The sequence below is a fragment of the Stenotrophomonas sp. 14P6.2.3 genome (assembly GCF_057799055.1).
Map to the genome: position 1 here is coordinate 41,280 of NZ_JBYOLA010000021.1, position 25,138 is coordinate 66,417.

At 66.3% G+C, this 25,138-nt stretch carries 19 protein-coding genes; 10 read left to right on the top strand and 9 right to left on the bottom strand.

From position 1 onward, the window contains the following. Positions 1-258: 258 nt before the first annotated feature. Both AC27VL_RS15540 and AC27VL_RS15545 read right to left on the bottom strand, forming a co-directional pair. Positions 259-2,025, bottom strand: a complete 1,767-nt coding sequence (locus AC27VL_RS15540) for a chloride channel protein (RefSeq protein WP_488767243.1) — start codon at positions 2,023-2,025, stop codon at positions 259-261. 63 nt (positions 2,026-2,088) lie between these two features. Next, positions 2,089-4,170, bottom strand: a complete 2,082-nt coding sequence (locus tag AC27VL_RS15545; RefSeq protein WP_488767245.1) for a TonB-dependent receptor family protein — start codon at positions 4,168-4,170, stop codon at positions 2,089-2,091. 131 nt (positions 4,171-4,301) lie between these two features. On the opposite strand from AC27VL_RS15545, the gene AC27VL_RS15550 reads away from it, so the two are divergent. Further along, the gene (locus AC27VL_RS15550) at positions 4,302-5,222 is read left to right on the top strand and encodes a M14 family metallopeptidase (protein WP_488767247.1); all 921 of its coding nucleotides are present in this window, start codon (positions 4,302-4,304) and stop codon (positions 5,220-5,222) included. Between the two features lie 177 nt (positions 5,223-5,399). On the opposite strand, the gene AC27VL_RS15555 is transcribed toward AC27VL_RS15550, so the two are convergent. Next, positions 5,400-6,251 carry a LysR family transcriptional regulator gene (locus tag AC27VL_RS15555; RefSeq protein WP_033831329.1) on the bottom strand — a complete coding sequence of 284 codons (852 nt, stop codon included), beginning with the start codon at positions 6,249-6,251 and terminating at the stop codon, positions 5,400-5,402. Between the two features lie 161 nt (positions 6,252-6,412). On the opposite strand from AC27VL_RS15555, the gene AC27VL_RS15560 reads away from it, so the two are divergent. Together AC27VL_RS15560 and AC27VL_RS15565 are read left to right on the top strand one after the other, a co-directional pair. Then, positions 6,413-6,766 (top strand): SMR family transporter, encoded by a 354-nt coding sequence (locus AC27VL_RS15560; RefSeq protein WP_488767249.1) that lies wholly within the window; start codon positions 6,413-6,415, stop codon positions 6,764-6,766. Further along, a complete protein-coding gene (locus AC27VL_RS15565) occupies positions 6,766-7,089 on the top strand; it encodes a DMT family transporter (RefSeq protein ID WP_108268048.1) in 324 nt (107 codons plus the stop codon). Before AC27VL_RS15560 ends, AC27VL_RS15565 begins: the two co-directional genes overlap by 1 nt. A gap of 103 nt (positions 7,090-7,192) precedes the next feature. Here the strand turns inward: AC27VL_RS15565 and AC27VL_RS15570 are convergent, their stop codons facing one another. The 3 genes from AC27VL_RS15570 to AC27VL_RS15580 form a co-directional block, all read right to left on the bottom strand. Then, positions 7,193-10,153 carry a TonB-dependent receptor gene (locus AC27VL_RS15570; protein WP_488767251.1) on the bottom strand — a complete coding sequence of 987 codons (2,961 nt, stop codon included), beginning with the start codon at positions 10,151-10,153 and terminating at the stop codon, positions 7,193-7,195. A gap of 66 nt (positions 10,154-10,219) precedes the next feature. Further along, positions 10,220-11,167 (bottom strand): FecR family protein, encoded by a 948-nt coding sequence (locus AC27VL_RS15575; RefSeq protein ID WP_488767252.1) that lies wholly within the window; start codon positions 11,165-11,167, stop codon positions 10,220-10,222. Beyond that, the gene (locus tag AC27VL_RS15580; protein WP_100552741.1) at positions 11,164-11,682 is read right to left on the bottom strand and encodes a sigma-70 family RNA polymerase sigma factor; all 519 of its coding nucleotides are present in this window, start codon (positions 11,680-11,682) and stop codon (positions 11,164-11,166) included. Before AC27VL_RS15580 ends, AC27VL_RS15575 begins: the two co-directional genes overlap by 4 nt. A 136-nt stretch (positions 11,683-11,818) precedes the next feature. Between AC27VL_RS15580 and AC27VL_RS15585 the strand changes: the two genes are divergently transcribed. Beyond that, positions 11,819-12,199, top strand: coding sequence for a VOC family protein (locus AC27VL_RS15585; protein ID WP_100552740.1), 381 nt, complete (start codon positions 11,819-11,821; stop codon positions 12,197-12,199). A 152-nt stretch (positions 12,200-12,351) separates the two neighbouring features. Then, positions 12,352-14,331: a choline BCCT transporter BetT gene (gene betT, locus AC27VL_RS15590; protein WP_099818721.1), complete on the top strand. Its 1,980-nt coding sequence runs from the start codon at positions 12,352-12,354 to the stop codon at positions 14,329-14,331. Between the two features lie 101 nt (positions 14,332-14,432). Here the strand turns inward: betT and AC27VL_RS15595 are convergent, their stop codons facing one another. Further along, complete coding sequence (locus tag AC27VL_RS15595; protein ID WP_488767255.1) at positions 14,433-17,054, bottom strand: TonB-dependent receptor; 2,622 nt, start codon at positions 17,052-17,054, stop codon at positions 14,433-14,435. Between the two features lie 222 nt (positions 17,055-17,276). Next, a complete protein-coding gene (locus AC27VL_RS15600) occupies positions 17,277-18,254 on the bottom strand; it encodes a zinc-binding dehydrogenase (protein WP_488767257.1) in 978 nt (325 codons plus the stop codon). Between the two features lie 481 nt (positions 18,255-18,735). On the opposite strand from AC27VL_RS15600, the gene AC27VL_RS15605 reads away from it, so the two are divergent. From AC27VL_RS15605 to AC27VL_RS15620, 4 genes are all read left to right on the top strand, one after another. After that, a complete protein-coding gene (locus AC27VL_RS15605) occupies positions 18,736-21,063 on the top strand; it encodes a ribonucleoside-diphosphate reductase subunit alpha (RefSeq protein ID WP_488767267.1) in 2,328 nt (775 codons plus the stop codon). Between the two features lie 110 nt (positions 21,064-21,173). Continuing rightward, complete coding sequence (locus tag AC27VL_RS15610; RefSeq protein WP_025878567.1) at positions 21,174-22,214, top strand: ribonucleotide-diphosphate reductase subunit beta; 1,041 nt, start codon at positions 21,174-21,176, stop codon at positions 22,212-22,214. Positions 22,215-22,239: 25 nt separating this feature from the next. Next, positions 22,240-22,707 carry a flavodoxin gene (locus AC27VL_RS15615; protein ID WP_488767269.1) on the top strand — a complete coding sequence of 156 codons (468 nt, stop codon included), beginning with the start codon at positions 22,240-22,242 and terminating at the stop codon, positions 22,705-22,707. Further along, positions 22,679-23,005 carry a thioredoxin family protein gene (locus tag AC27VL_RS15620; RefSeq protein ID WP_108266582.1) on the top strand — a complete coding sequence of 109 codons (327 nt, stop codon included), beginning with the start codon at positions 22,679-22,681 and terminating at the stop codon, positions 23,003-23,005. Before AC27VL_RS15615 ends, AC27VL_RS15620 begins: the two co-directional genes overlap by 29 nt. Before the next feature lie 130 nt (positions 23,006-23,135). Here the strand turns inward: AC27VL_RS15620 and AC27VL_RS15625 are convergent, their stop codons facing one another. Beyond that, positions 23,136-24,467, bottom strand: a complete 1,332-nt coding sequence (locus AC27VL_RS15625; protein ID WP_488767260.1) for an Nramp family divalent metal transporter — start codon at positions 24,465-24,467, stop codon at positions 23,136-23,138. Positions 24,468-24,583: 116 nt separating this feature from the next. Here AC27VL_RS15625 and mntR point away from each other — a divergent pair, with 116 nt between their 5' ends. Continuing rightward, positions 24,584-25,060 (top strand): manganese-binding transcriptional regulator MntR, encoded by a 477-nt coding sequence (gene mntR, locus AC27VL_RS15630; RefSeq protein WP_100552735.1) that lies wholly within the window; start codon positions 24,584-24,586, stop codon positions 25,058-25,060. Positions 25,061-25,138: the final 78 nt, after the last annotated feature.

A 25,138-nucleotide genomic window follows, 5' to 3' on the forward strand; every position in this document is an offset into this window, starting at 1 on the left:
CACGCCACGCGTGGATGGGTGGGGGGGGCCGGGAACATCATCCACGCATGGCGTGGATCTACCAGTCGACGCGCAGTGGGGGCCAGGCCGTGCAGTAGATCCACGCCATGCGTGGATGGGTTGGGGCGCCGGGACATCATCCACGCATGGCGTGGATCTACTCGTCGACGCGCATTGGGGGCCAGGCCGTGCAGTAGATCCACGCCATGCGTGGATGGGTGGGGGGTGCCGGGGACATCATCCACGCATGGCGTGGATCTACTCGTCGACGCGCTCGCCCATCATTTCGCGCTGGCGCTTGTCCAGCTCCTCCGCATAGCGCTTGCGCACGAATGCTTCAGATACCACGCCCAGTACCTGGCCATCGTCGGCCACCACCGCCAGCTCGTCGGCCTGGGTCTGGTCGAACCGCTGCATCACGCTCACCACATCCGCGCTGGTGGCAAGCGCTACGTCGCGGTTCTCGGCGAACGTACCCACCACGTCCTCGGGCTTTACGCCGTCGCCGAACAGGCGCGGGATCTGCACGATGCCGGCGTAGTGGCCTTCACTGTCGATCAGGATCACCCGGCTGCCCGAGCCCAGCGGGAAGCGCTGGCGGAAGGCGGCGGCATCGAGGTCGGCCGGGGCAGTGGCTACGCCTTTGCGCATCATCCGCCCGGCATTGAGGTTGTGCACCCAGCCGATGTCACGCGCGCTCTTGATGGTTTCCCCGCGCAGATGCATGCGCCAGGTCGAGAAGGAATAGCCGAACCATTGCCGCACCAGGGTGCTGGACACCAGCACGGCGCTCATCACCACGCTGGTCAGCAGGAAATCGTGGGTGCCTTCCAGCACCAGCATGGCCATGGTCATCGGCGCGCCAACCACCGCCGCGGCCAGTGCGGCCATGCCCGCCAGCGCCGCCGACGTGGCGTCGACCACCGGCACGCCGGTGGCCATCGCCAGCAGCCCGGCAAACAGCGTGCCGACCAGGGTGCCCATGAACAGCGACGCGAAGAACAGGCCGCCGCGGAAGCCAAAACCCAGCGAGATGCCCGAGGCCAGGCATTTGAGGGTCAGCAGTCCGCCGATCCAGATCAGCGGCAGATGGGTGGTCAGGTCCAGGTGCAGTGCGCCATGGCCGGACGACAGCACCTGCGGGCTGGCCAGCGCCAGCGGAATCAGCAGCAAGCCGCCCACCACAGGGCGCCCCCACAGCGGCAATGGGCTGCGCTTGACCGTGCCCTCGATGGAGGCGATCAGGCGCATCACCACGATGCCGACCATGGCACAGCAGCAGCCGAGCAGGCCGTAGATCGCATAGTCGGCAGCGCGCACGTCGATGGTGGATGCCGCCGGCAGCAGATAGGCTTCCACGCCGGCCTGGTCGGCAACGAAGGCGCCGGCCAGCGCGGCCACCGCAACCGGTGCCAGTGCCGCCGGCGTATAGGCACCGATGACGATCTCGAAGGCGTAGAACGCCCCGGCCAGCGGAGCGCCGAAGGCCGCGGCGATGGCACCGGCCGCACCGGCCCCGACCAGGATGCGCACGTCGTTGCGGCGCAGGCGCATCACCCGTCCCAGCTGCGAGCCGCTGCCGGCACCCATCTGCGTGTACGACGCTTCCAGTCCGACCGACGCGCCGCAGCCGTTGGAGACCAGGGTCTGGGTCAACACGATCAGGTTGTCACGCATCGACATGCGGCCGCCGTGCAGCGCATTGGCTTCCACGGCGTCCAGCAAGGGGCGCTTGAGGCGCGTTGCAGCAAGGCTGACCAGGCCCACCACCAGGCCGCCCAGCGGCAGTACCAGCAGCGCGGTCCAGCTCAGTGCGGGCAGCGAGCTCAGACGCATGCCCTCGTCCAGCCCATACAGCGCCGTCTGCAGGGTGCGTGCCAGCCCAGCCTGCAACAGGGTCAGGCCACCGGCGATCAGCCCGACCAGCAGGGCCAGGGCGATGAACCACAGGTCGCTTCCGCGCAGGCGCAGGCGCAGGCCCTGGAAGGCCAGATGCAGGCGCGATGGCGAAGCGGCGGACGACATGGTGGCGGCATGATACGCCGCCACCGTGAGCGCCACCGTCACCGCATCAGGCGGTTACCGCACTCAGAAGCGGTAGCGGCCCTGCACGTAGAAGGTGCGCGGTGCGGCCACCATGCGCCCGGCGTTGCCATCCACGTTGCGGGTGTACCAGCGCTTGTCGGCCAGGTTGTTCACGCCCACCGCAATCTCGCTGTCGGCCAGCCAAGGCAGCTGCCAGGCGGCCTGCGCGTTCCATAGGCGTACGCCCGGCACGCGGCCTACGCGCGCATCGGCGGTTTCGTTCCAGGTGTTGGCGGCATCGGAGAACTGGCCGCTCTGGTGGGTGCTGGACACGTTGAAGGTCCAGCCGGCCAGCGCATAACGGGCGCCGATGCTGTCGGTATCCCGCGAATAGAACGGCACATCCAGGCCACGATTGTCGCCGGACTGCTGGATGGCCTTGGTCCAGGTGTAGTTCGCGTACAGCTCCAGCCCGGCCAGCGCGCTGCTCTCGGCGAAGCGGTATTCGATCGCGCTTTCCACACCCTTGTGGTCGGTGGCGCCGATGTTCTGGAAGGTGGGCGGGGTGATGCCCGGAATCTGCAGGATCTGGTTGTCGAAGCGCATCTTGAACACGGTCACTTCCGCACGCAGCGCGCCATCCTGCCAGCGCGCACCCAGTTCGGTGGTCCTGGCGATTTCCGGGTTCAGCGGATTGGTCGCGCTCTGCGAGTTGAGCTGGATGTTCTGCACTGGCCCGAACGAGGTGGTGTAGTTGCCGAACACGGTCAGCTGCGGGGTCAGCAGGTAGGCGACGTTGAGCGAGGGCAGGGCCTTGTCGTTGCGGCTGCTGAAGGTTGCGCCGCCACCGGCCTGCCGGCGGTCCATGTCTATCCACTCCATGCGCACGCCGGGGGTGATCCGCCACTGGCCGATGGCGATGCGGTCATCAACGTAGAACGAGTGCGCATCGGTAGCGTTGTCGAAGCGGGTGGTGGCACTTTCCACGCCGGTGCGGCGCACCACCGTGTAGCTGCGGTCGTTGCCGCGCTCGCGCAGGAAGCGGTAGCCGGCGGTGATGTCGTGCACGCTGCTGCCCCAGTGCAGGCGCTGGGTGTAGCGCGGTTCAATGCCGAGCACGCGGTAGTCGCGTGGCTGCACGGTGATCTGCGTGTTGGCGGCGTTGATCAGGGAGCTGGCGCGGTTGCTTTCGTTGTAATACGCAAGCACCTCGAACTCGCTGTTCTCCGACAGCGTGTTGGTGTAGCCCAGGTCGATGCCGGTGCGATGGCCCTTCCAGAAGTCGGTCGGCCGGGTGTTCTGGAACGGATCGGTCTCGTACTGGGCGCGGGTCAGGCCACCCGGAGTCAGCGAGCGCACGTCGTAGTACGAGAGTTTGGCGCGCAGTTCCTGCTGTGCATCGATGGCATAGGCGAACTTCAGTGCCAGGTCGTCGAAACGGTCATCGCTGCCCTGGCGCCAGCCGCGGCCGTCCTGCCCGGAATACAGCAGGGCGGCACCCAGGCCGTTGTCGGCGGTGCCGCCGAGGAACCCGTTGTACTGGGTGCTGTCGCCGCCGCCGTGGTCGTAGGCGCTGTAGCGCACGCCGGCCTCGCCGTGCAGGCCGGCCGCGGTCGGAATCGCACGGGTGCTGAAGTTGATGATGCCGCCGACATTCTGCGGCCCGTAGCGCACCGCACCGCCGCCACGCACCACGTCGATCGACTCGATGTTGGCCAGGCTGGCCGGGGCGAACGACAGCTGCGGCTGCCCGTACGGCGCAACCGCCAGCGGCACGCCGTCCAGCAGTACGGTCGAGCGCGGCGAGTAGCGGCCGGTCAGGCCACGCACGCCGATGTTGAGCGACACCGAGCTGCCGGCGGTGCCGGAGTTGTCGGTCACCTGCACGCCGGGAATGCGGCGCATGGCATCGCCCAGGCTGGCGGCGCCGCTGGCCTCGATGCGCTGGCGATCAACCACGGTACGTGCGCCGGCGAAGCTCTTGACGCTGTCGTGCAGGCCGGTGCCCAGCCAGCTGCCCGATACCTGGATGCTGTCGAGCGTGGTGGCGCTGTCCTGCGCGAAGGCGCTGGCAGCGGGGATCAGGCACAGGGCGAGGGCGGCGGCCAGGGGCAGGCGGGCCGGTTGCAGGGCAGGGATGGGCATCGTTGCGGGCAGTGGAAGAGCGTAAATGAGAATTATTGCTGATTCCATTCGCCATTGGAATCGGCACACGGTTCAGCGCTTTGACCCGGTGGTAAAGTGATCAATTGCCTCCTGACCCGCTGAGATCTGCCATGTCCACTGCTGCTTTCTACCCCGTCGGAACCCCTGGCCAGCCGTGGGGCGTGGCGGAACGGGAGCAGTGGCGTGCGCGCCAGCAGCGGCTGCGCCGTTACGACGAGGAAGTGCTGCCGCGCATCGATGCACTGGCCGAGCGCTTCGACAAGGTGGCTTACGGCCAGCTCGACTATGCAGGCGAGACCTATACCCTGTTCGCCCTGCGCAGCCGCGACTGGAATCCGGCACTGCCGGCCGCGCTGGTGACCGGCGGTGTGCACGGCTACGAGACCAGTGGCGTGCTGGGCGCGCTGGAATTCCTCGAAAAGCATGCCGCCAGCTATGCCGGCAAGGCCAATCTGCTGGTCGCGCCGTGCGTGAATCCGTGGGGCTTCGAGCGCATCAACCGTTGGAACTTCGATGCGCTCGACCCGAACCGCAACTTCCGCGCTGACGGCCCGGCCCGCGAATCGACGGCGCTGATCGAACTGATCGCACCGTTGAAGGGCCAGTTCGTGCTGCACATCGACCTGCACGAAACCACCGACAGCGACGAGAGCGAGTTCCGTCCCGCACTTGCCGCGCGCGATGGCAAGCCGTTCGAACCGGGCCTGATTCCCGATGGCTTCTACCTGGTGGACGACAGCGAGAATCCGCAGCCGGCGTTCCAGCAGGCCGTGGTCGCCGAAGTGGAGAAGGTCACCCATATCGCACCGGCCGACGACAAGGGCGAGATCATCGGTTCGCCGGTGGTCGCGCATGGCGTGATCGAGTACGCGCTGGTGCCGCTGGGCCTGTGCGCCGGCATCACCGGGGCGAAGTACACCACCACCACCGAGGTCTACCCGGACAGCCCGCGGGCGACGCCGCAGCAGTGCAACGACGCGCAGGTGGCAGCGGTGTGCTCGGCGCTGGATTACGCGCTCGCCAACCCGTGATCTGCTGACATCCTGTGCATCCACGCCATGCGTGGATGCGGCAATTCAGCGTGCAGTAGATCCACGCCATGCGTGGATGCGGCAATTCAGCGTGCAGTAGATCCACGCCATGCGTGGATGCGGCAATTCAGCGTGCAGTAGATCCACGCCATGCGTGGATGGGGTCCCGTTGATGCATCACCCCAATGCCTCGGCCCACCACAACGCCGCCGGCCCCGGCGGCGTATCGCGCCGCCACACCAGGTCACTGTGGATGCGGCGCGGCCAGCCAGGCACGCGCAGCTCCAGCAGGCGGCCACGGTCGTAGCGCTGCACCAGCGCACGCGGAAGCTCGGCCCAGCCGATGCCGTCCTCGGCCATCTCCATCACCATCAGGTAGTCCGACGCAGTCCATGCCGGCCCGCTGATCGGCGGCGCGTGGTCGACCTGCGCGCTCAGCCGCACCTGCCGGTGCCGGGCCAGCTGCGCCGCCGCGCGCACGCCGGCCTGCGCCAGTGGATGGTCGCTGGCCACATACACCGCCAGTTCGCTGTGGTGGGCCAGGGGCTGGGCCACCAGCGCATCGGGGTACTGCGCCTGGCGCGGCAGCAGTCCCAGCCCGGCGCGCCCAGCATCCACCAGTTCCAGCACGTCCCGCCCTTCGGCATCCAGCCATTCCAGTTCGATCTCGGGAAACGCTTCGGCAAACCGCTGCAGCACACGTTGCGCCGGATCGAGCTGGTAGACATCGGAGAACACCACGGTCAGGCGTGGCTCCACGGGTGCGGCCAGACGTACGCTCAGCTGCTGCAGGCGTGCGTCGGCGGCAAGGATTTCCTGCGCGTGGCCCAGCACCTGCCGACCGGCGTCGGTCAGCTGCGGGTAGCGGCCGCTGCGATCGAACAGGACCATGCCCAGGTCGGCTTCCAGGTGGGCGATGGCGGTACTGACCGTGGACTGGGTCTTGCGCAGCCGGCGCGCGGCCGCCGAGAACGAGCCCAGCGCGGCGGCCTCGACGAAGGCCTGCAGGGATTCAGGGGAATAGGGCATTGATCCATCGCTCCTGTCGATGGAATCCATTTTGATACCACCGTAAAAGGCGATGATACTGGCCGCCGTCGCCCCTGTCTGCGGGGCGTTCCGGATCATCCACGCACGGCGTGGATCTATTGAAGACGGGGGCGCGGTCCCCGTCCCGCAAGGAGCTTCACATGTCCCGTACTGTTCCCGCCCGTGGCGCCTTCGTCGCCTGGGCCTGCCTGACCCTGGCGATCGTCGCCGAAGTGGTCGGCACGTCCTTCATGGCCCATGCCGCCCGCGATGGCGGCTGGACCGGCTACCTGATCATGGCTGGCGCACTTGCGCTGTCCTATTACTTCCTGGCGTTGTCGGTACGCCGCATCGCCGTCGGCGTGGCCTATGCGGTGTGGGAAGGTCTCGGCCTGACCCTGCTGACCGTGGTCGGCATCAGCGTGTTCGGTGAGAGCCTGTCGCTGCAGCAGCTGGCCGGTCTGGTGCTGGCGGTGGTCGGCATCGTCTGTGTCACTCTCGGGGAGGCGCACTGATGAACATGATGGCCCTGTTTTTCGTGATCTGCTCTGCGCTGATCGATGTGGCCGCCAACATGATGGTGGCCAAGTCCGATGGCTTCCGTCGCTGGCGCTGGGGTGTCGGCGCCATCGTGCTGGTCTGGATCGCCTTCGCCCTGTTGGGCCAGGCCGTGCGCTACATGGACCTGGCCACCGCCTATGCGATGTGGGGCGCGATCGGCGTGATCGGTACCGCTACCTGCGGCCGCCTGTTGTTTGGCAACCGCCTGCGCCCGATTGGTTGGGTTGGCATTGGCCTGGTCACTGTGGCGGTGCTGCTGCTCAGTACCGCGAAGTAGCGCGTCGCTGTGCCAACCAAGGTTGGCACCTACCAGAGCGTGATCCGCCGCATGCAGGCGCCCCGGGGATGGATTCCCCGGGGCGTTGCTGTTTCTGCTGTACTCAGAAGCGTGCAGTGAAACTCAGCCGCGTGGTCCGTCCCGGCCCGGGCATCAGGCTCATCGCCAGCGTGTCCATGTAGTAGGTGTTGCGCAGGTTGTTGACCGCCAGTTCCACTTCCGTGCGTGGGGTGAACTGCCAGCGTGCATAGAAGTCGTAGATCGCGGTTGGCAGGTAGATGTTCTGCAGGCCGGTCGAGCCGGTGGTGTTCCACGGCTTGTCCAGCTCGTGGGTGGGGCCGCTGTTGTAGATGCGGCGGATGCCGGTATCCAGTCGCCGGTCGAACAATCGGAAGCCCAGCGTGCTGTGGATCGAGTACTTCGGCGGGTTCTGCGCATTGACGAAGGACGTACCGAAGCCGCCGTCCACACAGTCCGGCGTGGTGTCCAGCTTGCTCCACTTCGCATAGGGATCTTCGCGCAGGCGCTTGGCCGTGGCCGCATCACAGGTGCGTGCGCGCTGGTAGTAGCTGGCCGAGAGGTCAAGGTAGGCAATGCCGGCGTCATAGCCGGACTGCAGCTCGTAGCCGGAGATCGTGTAGTTGTCGACGTTGTCGACATAGAACGCCCAGTTGCTGGAATCGAAGCGGCGGGTGATCGCGTTGTCGATATCGTTCTTGAACCAGGCGACCTTGAATGCCAGGCGGTCACCGTCACGCCACAGGTCATGCTTGAGCAGGCTGAAACCAATGTCCCAGGAACGGTTCTTCTCCGGCTTCAGGCCGTTGATCGGTGCCGACGTGCTGTTGCCCAGGGTCGATTCGAACAGGCTGGGCATCTTCCAGCCCTGCGCGTACTTCACGTAGAAGAAGGCGTCCGCATCCAGGTTGAAGCGGGCTTCGGCGTAGGGCGCAAAGCCATGGCCGGAACGACGGATTGCCGGCTGGTAACCCCAGGCGGTGGGAATCTTCTTGGTGTAGAAGCCGTTGGCACCGCGCGGATCGCGCTGGAAACCGTCGAAGTCATAGGTCTGCCCCAGGGTGCTGTCGCCGTACGGCGTGGCACGCAGCGACTCGAGGGTGTAGGCGCCCTGTGCATCCGGATACCACTCCTTGTACCAGCCCGGCAGCAGCTGCCCGTCCTTGCTCAGCCGCGCGAACGTGTAGCGCAGGTCGCGTGACTGGCTGACGTAAGCCACGCGGTTGCGGTCCTGCGTGCGGTAATCGGTGAAGCGCCCGCCGGCGGTCAACGACAGCCAGTCCCACGGCTGCCATTGCAGCGATGCGACGGCGCTGGCCTCGCGCCGCGTGCCCGAGCGCAGGTAGCGGTTGTTGTTGAAGTCCACCGGCAGCACCGGCGAGTTCGGTGCGGTGTCTTCATGCTGGAAGGCGGCGCCGTAGCGCAGCGTCCATTCGCCCAGGCCGTTGCTGAAGCGGGTGGTGTTGCTGCTGTCCACGCCCCAACGCTGGCTCTTCACGTCCGACTGCAGGCCCGGGCCATAGGTCTCTCCCAGCGTGTCGGGCATGCTGTCGCCGGGGTAGTCCTTGAACAGTGGCGTATTGGCCACGTTGCTGTTGAACATGCGGCTGGTGGCAGTGGTGAACCACAGCGTGCTGCTCAGGTCCAGCCACGGATGCGCCTCGGGCCGGTAGCGGTGGCGCAGCGAGGTGGCGTTGACGCGCATGCGTCCGGGCTCGAACTGGAACATGGTGTTGGCCTTGTCCACGTAGGTCACCCACTCGTTGGACTCGCCGACACGGCCGATGGCCGAGGGCATGATTTCACCGAAGCGGGAATCGAAGAAGCGATGGCTCAGTTCCAGCCGCTGGTCCGCGTTGGGCGTCCAGACGAACTTGAGCAGTAGCGACTCGTTGTCGGTGTGGGTGTTCAGTACTTCATCGCCGGGGTGGTAGATCGATGACACCGGCTGGCTGGTCATGCCGGTGCCGCCGCTGGACAGGTGCTGGTCGTCGTAGCGGTCTGCACTGTTGCGGCCGGCGAAGTAATTGCCCTGGCGCCGCCGTGCATAGGCCGCCACGAACTGCCAGTCCTCGCCACGCTGGGCGAAGGCCACGCTGCCGTTCCAGTCGCGCGGATCGCGCAGGCTGTTGCGGTTGTCGTTGCCGCGTGCGACCTGCTTGAACACGTGGGTGCGGTCGATGCTGTTGTCGGCCACGCCGGCGCGCACGCGCAGGCCCCAGGGCTGGTCCTCGTCCAGGATGTCGTCGGCCGTGAGCGTTTCCATGTACACCACGCCACCGATGGCACTGGCCGCGTTCGCGGCCAGGCTCGGGCCCTTCTCGATGCTGATCGCACTGACCAGGTCCGGGTCCAGATAGCTGCGCTGCTGCACGCCGGCGTAGCCACGATAGACATCGATGGCCTGCTGGCCGCCATCGATGATCACCGGCACCCGGTTCTGGCCCTGCAGGCCGCGGATGTTGACGTCCAGTGCGCCACCGTTGCGCACATCGCCGGTATGCACACCGACCGCACCAGCCAGTACATCGCCGATCGACTGACCGCGGAAACGCTCCAGCTGCTGGCGATCCAGATGCACGCGCGAGCCGCTGTCACGGTAGACCGCATCGGCATCGGCCAGGCCCCACGGTGAAGCGCCTTCGCTGGCCTCACCGCCAACACGCAGGGTGCCTATCTGGCGAGCACCATCATTGTCGCGCGCCGGCGCGTGGCGCAGCACGACACCATCGGCATCGCGCTGGAAGGTGAGCCCGGTGCCGGCCAGCAGCTGCGACAGTGCCGCATCCACCGACTCCGCGCGCTGCACGCCGGGGCTGAGCAGGCCACGGGTCAGGCGCGCATCGACGGCAACGTTGAGGCCAGATTGCTGGCCGAAGGCGGTGAGGGCCTGGTCGAGCGGACCGGCAGCGATGCGCCACTGGCTGACTGTTGCGGCGGCGTTCTGTGCATGTGCACTGGCTGGCAGGACGACAGGCACGGTGATGGCCAGGCACAGTGCCAGTGTCAGTGGGCGAGGGGAGGGAAGGGGGCGGGGCGACGTCATGGGGCGGTGTTCCGCAATGGGTTCTCCTGTACTGCCCGGTGAGCGGCAGAAAAGGGAACCACGCGATCAGGCTGGGCGCAGCACGGTCCACCAGGGCCAGCGTTGCTCGATGCGGATCGGCAGGGCGCGCGCCAGCAACGGCAGTGCCTGCAGGCTGTCCAGCCGCGGCAGCACCGCAGTCACCTTCAGCGCCGCCACGCGCGGGTCGCAGCCCAGGTAACCGCGGTGATGGCGTGCCAGTTCATCGACCACCCGCAGCAATGGCGTGTCGGTGACCTGCAGGCGGCCGTCGGTCCAGTCACCGCGCAACGGATCGGCAGCCACGGGCTGCAGTGCACCCAATGCACCAATGCGCGCCCCGCTACCGGCAACCACGTCCAGCGCCGTGCCCAGCAGGGGCAGACAACGGACCGCACCTTCGAACACATCCAGCCGACTGTCCGGTCCGCAGCGGCCGACCGCAAAACGCGTCCCCATCGGCTGCAGGCGGGCGCCGGCGGTGTGTACGGTCAATGGCAGATGGGCGTAGGCCGGCGCATGCCCTGTCTGCAGCAGCAGTTCGCCCTGCAGCAGGTACAGGGCACGACGGCCTTCGGCGACATCGACGACGACTTCGCTGTCGGCGTTGAGCCACAGCTGGCTGCCGTCGCGCAGGGTCCACGCACCGGTATGTCCTGCCGCGGTGCGCAGCGGCAGTCGTTGCCGCTGCGATTGCAGGCCCTGCAGACCGAGCAGCGAGAGCGCTCCCAGCCCCAACGCGCTGCCGATGCCGCGCAGGGCGCGACGACGACGACGGCCCGCTGCATCCAGGGCCTGCGCGGCTGCATGCGGCGCCAGCGGAGCAAACGAGGTCCAGATGGATTCGACCCGCTGCCATGCACGGGCGTGTTCGGCATGCTCGCGCAGCCACGCTTCCCAGCGGCATTGATCGTCGCCACTCCAGGCGCCCTGCTGGCGCAACGCGAACCACTCGGCGGCCTGTTCAAGCGCCGGAGAGGCGATACCTTGGCTCATGCCGGGAGGTCGCCGCTGAGCTGCAGGCAATGCAGCATGGCCTGCGCCATGTACTTCTTGACCATCCGTTCGGAGACGCCCAGCTGCTGGCCGATCTGCGCATAGCCCATGCCGGAGAGTCGCGCCATGAGGAAGGCGCGCCGCGGCCGCTCGGGCAGGCCCTGCAGCATGTCGGCGATGGCATGCAGCAGCTGCAGCGCCTGGGTGCGTTCTTCGGCGGAGGGATGCACCGGCTCCGGTTGTGCTGCCAGTGCCGCCAGATAGGCCCGCTCCAGATCGGCGCGCTGCCAGTGGTTGACCAGCAGCGCGTGGGCGATGGTGGTCAGGTAGGCGCGTGGCAGGCGCAGCTCGGCAGGGTCCACCCGGCGGCTGAGCAGGCGTACGAAGGTGTCCTGGGTCAGGTCGGCCGCGCACTCGGCATTGTGGGTGCGCCGCCGCAGCCAGCCCAGCAGCCAGCCGTGGTGTTCGCGGTAGAACCCCGCCAGCACGGAGCTGGAGGTGGCGGGCACGGCCATCGGATTCAATCGTCAATGAGAATGATTCCCATTATAGTCGCGTGAAGACGCCCGCGACAAACCCGCGGCGGCCGGCGCCGTTGCCGTCGTCGATGCGGTGGCCGACACTTGGGCTTTCCCGCAACGGAGTGCCCGCATGTTCAGTCACGTCACCGTCGGAACCAACGACATGGAGATCTCCCGTCGCTTCTACGATGCGTTGTTCACCGCCGTCGGCGCCCGCACAGGCGTGTTCGATGACGAGGGCAAGCTGGTCTACATCAAGGATGGGCGCATGTTCATGGTCATTCCGCCCATCGATGGACAGGCGGCATGCCACGCCAACGGTGGCACCATCGGCTTTGCGCTGGCAGACCCACAGGCGGTGCATGCCTGGCAGGAAGCGGGCGTGGCCCATGGCGGTACTGCGGTGGAAGACCCGGCTGGCGTGCGGCAGAAGGCAGGGCGCCAGTTGTACCTGGCCTACCTGCGTGATCCGGACGGCAACAAGCTGTGCGCCGTGCATGTGATGCAGTAAGGCCGGAGCGGCGCGCGCGCCGTGCAGGCGCGCGAGTAACACGGATGGGGGCAGGATCGTGCCTGCGCGGTGCTACGACTTCATCCTGTGTCCACTGCTGTTCATCCAGAATCCGCCGGCTTACTTTCTGATCGATCCGGAGATGGCTGCCCATGGAAGCACTGGAGCCTCAACATCAGCCGGTGCGAACCCTGCGGCCCGTCTTCGCCTTCGCGGCGATCGTTGTCGTTGCCTTCGCACTGTTCGTCAGCCTGTTCCCGCTCGGCGCCGGTCGCCTGCTGGTCAAGGCGCAGGACTGGGCCGCGCTCAATGTCGGCTGGTACTACCTGCTGGCGATGACCCTGTACCTGGTGTTCGTGGTCGGCGTGGCGTTGTCCAAGTACGGTGGCATCAAGCTCGGCGCCGACCATGACGAACCGGAGTTCAGCTACCTCTCCTGGGCCGGCATGCTGTTCGCTGCAGGCATCAGCATCACCCTGTTCTTCTTCTGCGTTTCCGAACCGCTGACCCACTACCTGCAGCCGCCACAGGGCGATGGCGCAGCGGGTGAGGCCGGTGCACGCCAGGCCATGCAGCTGCTGTTCCTGCACTGGGGCCTGCATGGCTGGGGCGTGTTCGCGCTGGCGGCGATGGCGATGGCCTATTTCGCCTACCGGCACAACCTGCCATTGGCCTTGCGCTCGGCGCTGTATCCCCTGATCGGCAAGCGCATCAACGGCCCGATCGGTTACACCGTCGACGCCTTGGGTATCGTCGCCACGGTGTTCGGCATCGGTGCGGACATGGGCTTCGGCGTGCTGCATCTCAACGCCGGCCTGTCGCACCTGTTCAATGTGCCGCACTCCAACCTGGTGCAGATCCTGCTGGTGGTGGCGATGATGGGCGCGGCCGTCGCAGTGGCGGTGTCCGGGGTGGAGAAGGGCGTGCGCTGGATGGCCAACATCAACATGCTGCTGGCGATCGCGCTGGTGCTGTTCATGCTGTGCGCCGGCCCCACCCAGTACCTGCTCAGTACGCTGATGCAGAACCTGGGCGATTACCTGGGCAGCGTGGTAGGCAAGAGTTTCGACGTGTACGCCTATGGTGGCCGTCCGGAATGGCTGGGCGGCTGGACGGTGTTCTACTGGGCCTGGTGGATCGGCTGGGCGCCGTTCGTCGGCCTGTTCATCGCGCGCATCTCGCGCGGCCGCACCATCCGCGAATTCGTGTTCGGCGTGCTGCTGATTCCGCTGGGTTTCACCCTGGCGTGGCTGTCGATCTTCGGCAACAGCGCGCTGGACCAGGTGCTGCACCATGGCCAGCAGCAGTTGGCGCAGCTGGCGGTGGATGATCCACCGACGGTGCTGTATGCGTTGCTGGATGGCTACCCGTGGAGCAAGGCGGTGATCGGGGTGACCGTGCTGGTCAGCTTCATCTTCTTCGTGACGTCGGCCGATTCCGGCGCGGTGGTGCTGTCCACGCTGTCCTCGCATGGTGGTGCGCCGGAGGACGATGGCCCGCGCTGGCTGCGCGTGTTCTGGGGCACGGTGATCGCGGTGCTGACCGCTGGCCTGCTGCTGGCGGGCAGCATCGATGCGCTGAAATCCGCGGTGGTGCTGGCATCGTTGCCGTTCTCGGCGGTGCTGCTGTTGATGATGTGGGGCCTGACCCGTGCCTTCAGTGACGAGTCGCACCGCAAGCGCGCGCAGCAGTTCAGGCCATCGCCGTTGATCGGCGATGATCGCCACCACCAGGGCTGGCGCCAGCGCCTGACCCAGGCCATGAACTTCCCGGTACGCGACCAGGTGTACCGCTTCATGGATGACACGGTGAAGCCGGCGATGGAGGCGGTGGCCGAGCAGCTGGGTGAGCAGGGCTGGGACGTGCAGACGCGCTTCGAAGCGGGCGACATGGAGCTGTCAGTCAACCACGGTGAGCAGCAGGACTTCCTGTACCGGGTGATCCTCAGTGGCTACCTGACCCCGTCCTTCGCCGCGCAGCAGCTGCGCAACCAGCGCTACTACCGCGCCGAAGTACATCTGTACGAAGGCAGCCAGGACTACGACCTGGTCGGCTACAACCGCAAGCAGATCATCAACGACATCATCAGCCAGTACGAACGGCACCTGCAGTTCCTGCACCTGAGCCGTTGATGTGGTGGGTGCGGACCGTTGGTCCGCACACTCCTGTAGAGCCGAGCCCACGCTCGGCTCCGACGGAAGAGCCGAGCGTGGGCTCGGCTCTACAGCGGCAATCAGAACCGGTAGCGCGCGCCCAGCGAAACGAACTGACCGCGCAGGTTGTACTGGCTGATGTCGAAGCCGCTGGAGCCGCCGGCCGGATCGAACGGCGGGTCCTTGTCGGTCAGGTTCAGCACCGACAGTGACAGCGTGGTCTTCGGAATGCCCTCGTAGGCCACGTACAGGTCCAGCTGATGGTATGGCTTGACCTTGTCGCGCAGGCCCGGATTGCTGGTGGCGGTGGCCACGCGCTGGTCATAGCCGCTCACGTACTGCAGGCTCAGCGTGCTGCTCCAGTCACCCACCGCCCAGTTCAACGACGTGGTGCCGCGCGTGCGTGGCAGCGCGCCATGGCGGTTGTTGCCGGCGCCGTCATAGGGCGCCTGTCCAGCCACCAGCGGCTGCTTGAAGCTGAGCAGGTGGGTCCAGCTGCCAGCCACGGTGAAGTTGCCCCAGCCATCGGTGCGGAAAGTACGGTTCGCTTCCAGGTCGATGCCCGAGGTGGTCAGCTCGCCCTGGTTCGCGTACTGGTTGGTGATGATCTGGATGCGGCCCTGTGCATCGCGCTGCACGCGGCCGGGGAACAGGTCCGGGTTGTTGACGATGAACTGCGCGCTGTCCGGCTTGACCAGATTGTCCTGTTCGATGCGGTACCAGTCCAGGCCGATGCTGGAATCGGCATCCGGTGACCACACCGCGCCGACATTGAGGTTGCGCGAGCGTTCGGCCTTCAGGTCCGGATTGCCGGTGCGCAGGTTGGTCACGCCACGGCTGCCACCGGGCTGCAGCGGATCGAACGGATCGACCACCGAGCCGTAGCTGATGGTCTGCCCCGGTGCGATCTCCGGCAGTGAAGGTGCTCGGAAGCCACGCGAGAACGAGCCGCGCAGCAGCAGGCTGTCCAGCGGCTGCCAGCGCAGCGCGAACTTCGGCGAGAACGCCTTGCCGAAGTCATCGTAGTGGTCACCGCGACCGGCCACCTGCAGCTCCAGCGTGCGGTGCAGCGGCACGCTGAACTCGGCATAGGCGGCACTGACCTGGCGTTCGCCGTCGACGATGTTGATCGCCGGGCGCAGCTCGGTACCGGACAGAACCTGTGCACTGGTGCGCGCGTCCAGCGATTCCTTGCGGAATTCCGCGCCCCAGGCAAAGCCGATCGCACCGGCCGGCAGTTCCCACAACGAGGTCGATGCCTTGATGTTGAGCGAGTGCAGCTTGTACCAGCCCGGACGCTTGGTCTGCAGGCGCAGGTCGTCCAGTGCGCCCGGCGTGCTGGACGGATCGAGGAAGTTGTAGCTGCCATCGCGCAGGATCTGCTGGAAGGCGTAGCGGTCCACGAAGTTGTCCACGTACTCGCGCTGCGCGCTCTGCGAGGTCAGTGCGGCCACTTCCCAGTCCCAGCGTTCACCGGTGCCACGCACGCCGGCCAGGGCGCGGTAGAACACCTGGGTGTTGTCCTTCAGGCGCGGGCCGAGATCGAAGAAGGTGTATTCGAACGGCAGCGGCGCGCTGCCCGGATTGTTCGGATGGCCGACCGGCAGCACGGCGGCGATATCGGTCAACGTGCCGGTGGCGGGATTGTAGGCACGCAGGCCAGGGCCGACCGTCAGCGGCGCGCTGAAGATCTGGTCGGCCTTGTTGTGGCTGTACAGCACATCAGCGAAGGCTTCGACGCTGTCGTTGAAGCGGTAGGTCGCGCTCAACGACGCCTGCAGGCGCTCGGCGCCGGGCTGCAGGGTCTTGAACGGCTGCGCGTTGAAGGCGCAGGCCTGGCCGGGCAGGGTGCTGCCGAAGTCGCTGTAGGGACGCAGCTCGCTGCCATCGGGGCAGGACGAGAACGGCTGCGGCGCGCGCGGGTTGGCCAGCGTGTTGCCGCCAGCGGTGGACCAGCCGGCCAGGCGGCCACCGGGTTTGTCGCGGAAATCGCCGTCACGGGTGTACGCGCGCTGGTCGGCGTCGAGGCGGTCGCGCTTGAGCAGATCCAGCCCGAACAGCACGTTCCAGCCCTGCTGTTCGAGGTCACCGAAGCCGGCCAGCAGGTTGGCCTTGCGCTCGTTCAAACCGCCCTGGGTGGCGGTGCCGAAACCGCCGCCGACCTCCACGCCCTGGAAATCACGACGCAGGATGATGTTGATGACGCCGGCGATGGCGTCCGAGCCGTACACAGCCGAGGCGCCATCCTTCAGCACTTCGATGCGCTCCACCGCGCTGATCGGCAGCGCATTGAGGTCGACGAAGGTGTCCTGGGTGTTGAGCGCGAAGCCGAAGTTGGCCACGCGGTAGCCATTGACCAGCACCAGCGTGTTCTTCGGTGACAGGCCGCGCAGACCGATCGACGCCGAGCCCGCAGCGAAGCTGCCGGTGTACTGCTCGTCGAAGCTGTTGCCGGCGTTGGCCGACAGGTTGCGCAGCACGTCGGTAAGGGTGGAGCGGCCGGTCTGCAGGATCTGCTCGCGGGTGACGATCTGCACCGGGTTGGGGCCGGCGGTGTCGCTGCGCTTGATGTTCGAGCCGGTCACCAGCACGGTGCCGAGGGTGGTGCTGTCCTTGCCGGTGTCGGCGGTTTCAGCGGCGCCGGCAGTGCCGGTGACGAGGGCCAGCGCGACCGCGCTGGAAAGCAGGGTGGTGCGATACATGGAAGCGACTACGCCAAACGGGGGAGGAGCCGTCAGTACCGCACGCGGGTCTGTGCGCCTTCCAATGACGAAAGCGCATTCAGTTATACATCACAGGTTCTTAACGAAAGTCAGCGCCCTTGGTGGAGCGGCCTGTGCTCCGGTGGGTGCGGACCGTTGGTCCGCACGCTCCTGACGGGTCAGAGCCCTTTCCTTGTGGAAAGGGATCCGACCCGGAGACCATCAAGGCCGCAGCAGCACCTTGCCATTGCGACCCGAGCCAGCGCCGGCCTTTGCGGCCTGGGCGATGTCGTCCAGGGCGAAGATCCGCTCCACCGGCAGGGTCAGTTCACCGCCGGCCGCACGCTTCAGCAACTCGCCAACCAGCCTGCGCTTGTCTTCCACCGCCATCGCTTGGCTGACCTTGCTGCCCCAGAAGCCCTTCACCGTGGCTTCCTTGTAGATCAGGCCACCGGCGGGAATGCGCATCGGCTCGCCGCTCATCACGCCGAACGAGACCAGGGTGCCGTGGTGACCGAGCAGGTCGACCAGGTCGCCGCTGGCATCGCCACCGATGGAATCGACTGCAGCCGCCGCCTGTGCTTCGCCGGTGGCTTCGCGCACGCGGTCCTTCCAGCCGTCCACCGACGTATCGAACACGTGATCGACGCCGAGTGCCTGCAACTGCGCCACCGCTTCCGCGTTGCGTACCAGGTTGGCCACATGTACACCGCGTCCCTTTGCCAGCATCGCCAGCGACTTGCCGACGGCCCCGTTGGCGGTGTTCTGCACGACCCACTGGCCCCGCTCAACGTGCAGGAACTCCAGCAGCATCAGCGCGCTCAACGGCATGGCGATCAGCTGTGCGGCCATCTCGTCGGGGATCGATTCCGGCATCGGGATCACCATCCGCGCCGGCGCGATGAACGCTTCGGCCCAGGTGCCGTGCACTGAGGCGGCGGCAACACGCTGGCCGATCTGCAGGCCATCGACGCCCTTGCCGAGCGCATCGACCACGCCCAGTGCTTCGCTGCCACCGATCGCCGGCAACGTCGGCTTGTAGCCGTACAGGCCACGCACGGTCAGCAGGTCGTGATTGTGGATCGAGGCCAGCACGGTGCGGATGCGCACCTCGCCGGGGCCGGGTTCGGGCAGTGCGGCGTCGGCAACGGCAAGGACGTCGGCCGGGTCGCCGAAGGAGGAGTACTGGGCAGCGCGCATGAGCGGTGTTCCGGAAAAGTTGATGTGATACCGAACTGGGGACGTGTACGGCGTCAACAAGGTGATGGAGGTGCAACACGGCATCCTGCGACCGATGGTCGCGACATGACGTGATTACTGCATCTTGTGTTGACGGCTCGGGGCATCCCCACTATGTTGTGGCTGTCACTCCCGGTCAGCCGCCGCCGCCGGACATGCAGCAAACGTCCCGCGGCCCGCCCCTGAAGGCTTGCCGTGTCGACGCGGCCGCCACCGTGCGGACGCAGGTCGCCCCCACGGCCCGGATACCGGCCGCAGGCGCAGGCAGATGCCGACGACCTACGTTCCTGCACCTTGGCACTTCACCCGTTCGCCCCGCGCGCCGGTATCGCGTGCAGGGCCGCCATGGCATCGGGCGCCGACGCGCGTACGAGCCTGGAGTTCCACCACCATGACCGACAGTACCTTCCGCGTGGCCGACCTGGCCGGCGCCGGCGACGCCATGCGCGCCAGCGGCGAGCGCGTGCCGACCTGGATCACCAAGGAAGCCGGCAATCGTCGCCTGCCGTACGATGCGGCACGCCTGCTGCGCAGCATCGACACCATCCACGCCGAGCTGCCGCAGCTGGATGTGGCCGACTACCGCCGCGTGGTGCTGGCGATGGTCGAGCGCAAGCCCAGCATCAGTGCCGATGATCTGGTGGATCTGCTGATCCGCGAAGCGGAGTCGCGGGTTGATCTTGTCGCGCCCGAGTGGGAACAGTTCGCCGCACGCCTGTACCTGCGCCGGCTGTACAAGCGCGCCAGCCGCAACCGCTTCTACGACGTCAGCCTGAAGTACGGCTCCTTCGTGGGCCTGCAGGAAAGCCTGGCCGACCGCGGCATCTACAGCAACGACATCCTGCGCTGCTATTCGAAGGAAGAGCTGCAGCAGGCCGGCGAGATGATCGACCCCGAGCGCGATCGTCTGTTCGCCTACAACGGCCTGTACCTGCTGGCCACGCGCTATCTGGCCACCGACCGCAGCCGCGAGGTGTATGAGTTGCCGCAGGAACGCTGGCTGACCATCGCCCTGTACCTGATGCAGAACGAGGGCGGGCCGGGTGAGAGCGGCCGTGTGCGCCGCATGCAGCTGGTGGGCGAGGCCTACTGGGCACTGTCCAACCTGTACATGACGGTGGCCACGCCGACTCTGGCCAACGCTGGCAAGGTCGGTGGCCAGCTGTCGAGCTGCTTCATCGATACCGTCGATGACAGCCTGCAGGGCATCTATGACTCCAACACCGATATCGCCCGCGTGTCCAAGCACGGCGGTGGTGTGGGCGCGTACCTGGGGTACGTGCGCAGCAGTGGCGCGCCGATCCGCGGCGTACCCAACTCGTCCGGCGGCGTCGTGCCGTGGATCAAGCAGCTCAACAACACCGCGGTGTCGGTCGACCAGCTCGGTCAGCGCAAGGGCGCGGTGGCCGTGTACCTGGACATCTGGCATCGCGACATCGAAGCCTTCATGGACCTGCGCCTGAACAACGGCGACCAGCGCCTGCGTGCGCACGATGTGTTCACCGCCATCTGCGTGCCCGATCTGTTCATGGAGGCGGTCGAGCGCCGTGCCGACTGGTACCTGTTCGATCCGCACGAGGTGAAGCAGGCCAAGGGCTGGTACCTGCAGGACTTCTACGACGAGAAGCGCGGGCAGGGTAGCTTCCGCGACCGCTACGCCGAACTGGTGGCCGACGAACGCATCAGCCGCCGCACGGTGAAGGCGATCGACCTGTTCAAGCGGATCATGCTAAGCCAGCTGGAAACCGGCAATCCGTTCCTGTTCTACCGCGACGAAGTGAACCGGAAGAACCCGAACAAGCACGCGGGCATGGTCTATTCCAGCAACCTGTGCACCGAGATCCTGCAGAACATGAGCCCGACGCGGATGATCCAGGAGATCGTCAGCGGCGACCAGATCGTCACCACCCGCCGTGCCGGTGACTTCGTGGTCTGCAACCTGTCATCGATCAACCTCGGCCGTGCCATCACCGCCCCCGAGGATCTGCTGGCCACGGATGTGCTGGAGCGGTTGATTCCGATCCAGGTGCGCATGCTCGACAACGTGATCGATCTCAATGCGCTGCCGGTGCCGCAGGCCACCATCACCAACCGCAAGTACCGCGCCATCGGCCTGGGCACGTTCGGCTGGCACCACCTGCTGGCACAGCAGGCGATCCACTGGGAATCGCCCGAGGCCGAGGAACTGTCCGATCGCCTGTTCGAACGCATCAACTTCCTGACCATCCAGGCCAGCGCGCAGCTGGCCAAGGAGAAGGGCAGCTACCCGATGTTCGCCGGCAGCGACTGGCACAACGGCAACTATTTCCGTGACCGCGATTACAGCGGCGCTGCCTGGGAAAGTCTTGCGCGCGAGGTGGCGAGCAGCGGCCTGCGCAACGGCTGGCTGCTGGCAGTGGCACCGAACATGAGCACCGCACAGATCGCGGGTTCCACCGCGTCGATCGATCCGATCTACAGCGCGTTCTACTACGAGGAAAAGAAGGACTTCCGGCGGCCGGTGGCTGCGCCCGGGCTGTCGCTGGAAACCTGGCCGTACTACGAGAAGGGCGCCTACAAGGTTGACCAGTTCGCCAGCGTGCGGCAGAACGCGCGCCGCCAGCGCCATGTGGACCAGTCGATCAGCTTCAACCTCTACGTGCCGAGCACGATCCGCGCCAGCACCTTGCTGGAGCTGCACCTGAGTGCCTGGCGGGAAGGGCTGAAGACCACCTACTACGTGCGCTCCAACGACATCGACATCAGCGAATGCGAGTGGTGCTCGAGCTGATCGCTGCGCCCCCTGTAGAGCCGAGCCCACGCTCGGCTCAGGCGCGAAGAGCAGCCGAGCATGGGCTCGGCTCTACATCCGCAACGCACGCAATACGAAGGCAGAAGACCATGGCAACACCCCTCGACCGCATCAAGATCCTCGAACCGCGCCACCCCAACCGCAGCACTGGCATCATCAACGGCCGCACCAGCGGCATCCTGAACTGGAACGACATTCCCTACCCGTCGTTCTATCGCGCCTACAAGGAGCTGTCGACCAACTTCTGGATCCCCGACGAGGTGGACATGAAGGTGGATGCACGCCAGTACGGCGAGCTCAACGCGCGCGAGAAAAATGCCTACGATTCCATCATCGGCCTGCTGGCTACACTTGATTCGCCACAGACGCGTTTCATCTACAACGTGGCCGAGTACATCACCGACCCGGCCGCCCATGCCAATGCGGCGATCATCGGCCAGCAGGAAGTGATCCACAACGAGAGCTACAGCTACGTGCTGGCTTCGATCACCGACCTGCCGAACCAGAACCGCATCTTCGAGATCGCCCGTACCCATCCGACCATCATCAAGCGCAACGCGCCGATCATGGGGGCCTACGACGACTTCATGCGCGAGAAGACCGCCGAAACCCTGCTGAAGTCGTTGATCCAGTCCTCGATCCTGGAAGGCATCAACTTCTATTCCGGTTTCGCGTACTTCTACAACATGGTGCGGCAGAACCGCATGAACGGCACCGGCAAGATCATCAGCTTCATCAACCGTGACGAACTGGCCCACACCAAGTTCATCAGCGAGCTGATCCGCGCCATCATCGGCGAGAATCCAGAGCTGCAGACCAACGAGCTGACCGCTTACGTGCACCAGTCGTTCGAACATGCCATCGAACTGGAAACCCAATGGTCGGCGGAGGTGCTGGATGGCATCGACGGCATCGACGTGGACGAGATGGTGCGCTACGTGAAGTACCGCGCCAACAAGATGGCCGGCATGCTCGGCATCGAGCGCCTGTACAGCGACACCACCGACAACGTGATGCCGTGGATCAAGGCCTACGCCGACAACTTCACCGAGACCAAGACCGACTTCTTCGAGATGCGCAATGCAAGTTACAAGAAGACCAACGTCGACAACGGCTTCGACGACCTCTGAACGCGGCCCGGGGCTGCGCATCCTGATCGTGGTGGCGTCGCTCAGTGGCAACACCCGCGAGCTCGGCCGCCACATCGCCGAGCGTTGCCGGGCCGCAGGCCACGCCGTGCACTGGCAGGACGCCGACGACCTGCGCCAGTGCCCGCCGCTGCCGGTGGACGAGGCCGACCTGTTGCTGCTCGGTTGTTGGACCGACAACGCCGGGCGCACGCCGTCGGAGATGAAGGCCTGGGTGGCAGGTATCGCCGAGCGCGGCCAGCGGCCGCGCCAGGTGGCGGTGTTCGGCACCGGCGAAACGCAGTGGGGGCAGGAGTACTACTGCGGTGCGGTGCACCGGCTGATCCGCTATTTCCACAGCGGCTACCCGCCGCTGGAGATCGAACAGATGCCACATGGCCGGCGGCATGCCGCGGCCATCAACAGCTGGACCGACGCGGTCCTGGATCATTACTGGAGCACCACCGATGCAGATCATCGACGCCACCACGCCTGAGCAGTTCCAGCAGTTGCTGGCCGACCATCCGCGCGTGCTGGTGGACTTCCACAAGGACCAGTGCCCGGGTTGCCGGATGCTGGACATGTCGCTGCAGCGGGTGGCCAGCGGCACTGCAGGGCAGGGCACGACCCTGCTGCGGGTACAGCTGGAAGTGGTGGGCGAGGCGTTCTTCCGCGATCTGGGGCTGCGGCAGACCCCCACGCTGTCGCTGTTCCTGGACGGTGACGAACGCATGCGCATGCCGGGCTTCCAGTCGCCGCAGCAGATCGAAGCGGCAATCGCGGAGTTCCTGTAGCGCCGGTCATGCCACATCCACGCATGGCGTGGATCTACTGCAGGTCGCCATTGCCACATCCACGCATGGCTTCGATCATCGGGGTCAGAGCCCTTGCCTGTGGCAAGGGATCCGAGCCCGGGCGCGCGGATCAACCGCCGGCGAAGGTATCCACCAGCAGCTTCACGTTCAGCACCACGATCACCAGCGCGATCACCCAGGCGATGCTGCCCAGCCAGCGCGGCGCCACCAGCGCACCCATCGTCATCTTGTCGGTGACGATCCGTACCAGCGGAATGATCGCGAACGGCAGCTGCATCGACAGCACCACCTGGCTCAGCACCAGCAGCTTCACTGCGCCCTGGTCGCCGAACAGCATGATCACCACCACCACCGGGATGATGGCCAGCGCGCGGGTGATCAAGCGCCGCAGCCACGGCGGCAGGCGCAGGCGCAGGAACCCTTCCATCACGATCTGCCCGGCCAGTGTCGCCGTCACAGTGGAGTTCAGGCCGGAAGCGAGCAGCGCCACGGCGAACAATGTCGAGGCCAGACCCACGCCCAGCATCGGCGCCAGCAACTGGTGCGCCTGCTCGATGTCTTCCACATCGAAGCGGCCATTGGCATGGAACACCGACGCCGCCAGGATCAGGATGCTGGCGTTGATGAACAGCGCCAGGGTCAAGGCAACGGTGCTGTCGGTGACTGCCCAGCGCAGCGCGCTGCGACGGCCTTCATCGGTGCGTGGATAGGCACGGGTCTGCACGATGGACGAGTGCAGGTACAGGTTGTGCGGCATCACCGTGGCACCGATGATGCCGATGGCGATGTACAGCGCATGCGGATCAGTGACCACCTGCGCGCGCGGAATGAAACCGCCCAGCACCTGCATCACCGGCGGCGCGGCCAGCGCGATCTGCACCATGAAGCAGCCGAAGATCACCAGCAGCAGCGCGATCACGAAGGCTTCCAGCGCACGGAAACCGCGGTTCATCAGCAGCAGCACCAGCAGCGTGTCCAGTGCGGTGATCACCGCGCCCCACAGCAACGGCAGATCGAACAACAGTTTCAAGGCAATGGCCGTGCCGATCACTTCGGCCAGGTCGCAGGCGATGATCGCCGCTTCGCACAGCGCCCACAGCGCCAGGTTCACCGGCTTGGGGTAGCGCGCACGGCAGGCCTGCGCCAGGTCCATGCCGGTGGCGATGCCCAGCCGTGCCGACAACGCCTGCAGGATCACCGCCATCAGGTTGGAGATCAGGATGACCGACAGCAGCAGATAGCCGAAGCGCGAGCCGCCGGCCAGATCGGTGGCCCAGTTGCCCGGGTCCATGTAACCGACCGACACCATGTAGCCCGGGCCAAGGAAGGCCAGCAGCCGGAACCACCAATGACCTTTGTCGGGTACGGCTATCGACGCGTTGAGCGCACCCAGGCTGGCCGGAGTGGGGGCCGCAGAATCGGTGGGTGCGACGGTGTTCATGGCTGCCAATATAGCCACTGCTATATCGCATAGCAATGTGAAACAATCGTCTTTACTGCGTCACTGGTCCAGAATTCAGGTTCGCACCCGATGACAACTGCAGGACAGGCACACGCGTGGGCAAGACGGACGATTCGACATCGCTGAAGAGCACCCCCTTGATCGAGGCCGAGCGCCAGGTCGAGAGCTTCCGGCAAGTGCGCGAGGCACACCGGATGGAACTGGTGGAGGACTATGTCGAGCTGATCTCCGATCTGTTGGCCGACGGCGGCGAGGCCCGCCAGGTCGACATCGCTACCCGTCTCGGCGTGGCCCAGCCGACCGTGGCGAAGATGCTGCGCCGGCTGGCCCGTGACGGTTGGGTGGTGCAGCGCCCATACCGCGGCGTGTTCCTGACCCCGGAGGGCGAGGCGTTGGCCCATGCCAGCCGCCAGCGCCACCAGACCGTGGAACGCTTCCTGCTGGCGCTGGGCGTGGACCCGGATACCGCGCGGCGTGATGCCGAAGGCATCGAGCACCACGTCAGTGAACAGACACTGGCTCTGTTCGACGAATTCGTACGCAAGGCCGAGGGCGGTTCCGCCGAACGGTAGCGGGGGGGGGGGGGGGGGGGGGGGGGGGGGGGGGGGGGGGGTGGGGGGGGGGGGGGGGGGGGAGGGGGGGGGGGGTGG

What these genes read in the sequence shown, in the direction of transcription:
- AC27VL_RS15550 (WP_488767247.1), top strand. Translation starts at nt 4,302, where the DNA reads ATGTCCACTGCTGCTTTCTACCCCGTCGGAACCCCTGGCCAGCCGTGG.
- AC27VL_RS15575 (WP_488767252.1), bottom strand. Translation starts at nt 11,167, where the DNA reads ATGAGCCAAGGTATCGCCTCTCCGGCGCTTGAACAGGCCGCCGAGTGG.
- AC27VL_RS15540 (WP_488767243.1), bottom strand. Translation starts at nt 2,025, where the DNA reads ATGTCGTCCGCCGCTTCGCCATCGCGCCTGCATCTGGCCTTCCAGGGC.
- AC27VL_RS15545 (WP_488767245.1), bottom strand. Translation starts at nt 4,170, where the DNA reads ATGCCCATCCCTGCCCTGCAACCGGCCCGCCTGCCCCTGGCCGCCGCC.
- AC27VL_RS15555 (WP_033831329.1), bottom strand. Translation starts at nt 6,251, where the DNA reads ATGCCCTATTCCCCTGAATCCCTGCAGGCCTTCGTCGAGGCCGCCGCG.
- AC27VL_RS15585 (WP_100552740.1), top strand. Translation starts at nt 11,819, where the DNA reads ATGTTCAGTCACGTCACCGTCGGAACCAACGACATGGAGATCTCCCGT.
- AC27VL_RS15580 (WP_100552741.1), bottom strand. Translation starts at nt 11,682, where the DNA reads ATGGCCGTGCCCGCCACCTCCAGCTCCGTGCTGGCGGGGTTCTACCGC.
- AC27VL_RS15625 (WP_488767260.1), bottom strand. Translation starts at nt 24,467, where the DNA reads ATGAACACCGTCGCACCCACCGATTCTGCGGCCCCCACTCCGGCCAGC.
- AC27VL_RS15565 (WP_108268048.1), top strand. Translation starts at nt 6,766, where the DNA reads ATGAACATGATGGCCCTGTTTTTCGTGATCTGCTCTGCGCTGATCGAT.
- AC27VL_RS15570 (WP_488767251.1), bottom strand. Translation starts at nt 10,153, where the DNA reads ATGACGTCGCCCCGCCCCCTTCCCTCCCCTCGCCCACTGACACTGGCA.
- betT (WP_099818721.1), top strand. Translation starts at nt 12,352, where the DNA reads ATGGAAGCACTGGAGCCTCAACATCAGCCGGTGCGAACCCTGCGGCCC.
- AC27VL_RS15595 (WP_488767255.1), bottom strand. Translation starts at nt 17,054, where the DNA reads ATGTATCGCACCACCCTGCTTTCCAGCGCGGTCGCGCTGGCCCTCGTC.
- AC27VL_RS15610 (WP_025878567.1), top strand. Translation starts at nt 21,174, where the DNA reads ATGGCAACACCCCTCGACCGCATCAAGATCCTCGAACCGCGCCACCCC.
- AC27VL_RS15560 (WP_488767249.1), top strand. Translation starts at nt 6,413, where the DNA reads ATGTCCCGTACTGTTCCCGCCCGTGGCGCCTTCGTCGCCTGGGCCTGC.
- AC27VL_RS15620 (WP_108266582.1), top strand. Translation starts at nt 22,679, where the DNA reads ATGCAGATCATCGACGCCACCACGCCTGAGCAGTTCCAGCAGTTGCTG.
- AC27VL_RS15600 (WP_488767257.1), bottom strand. Translation starts at nt 18,254, where the DNA reads ATGCGCGCTGCCCAGTACTCCTCCTTCGGCGACCCGGCCGACGTCCTT.
- AC27VL_RS15605 (WP_488767267.1), top strand. Translation starts at nt 18,736, where the DNA reads ATGCGCGCCAGCGGCGAGCGCGTGCCGACCTGGATCACCAAGGAAGCC.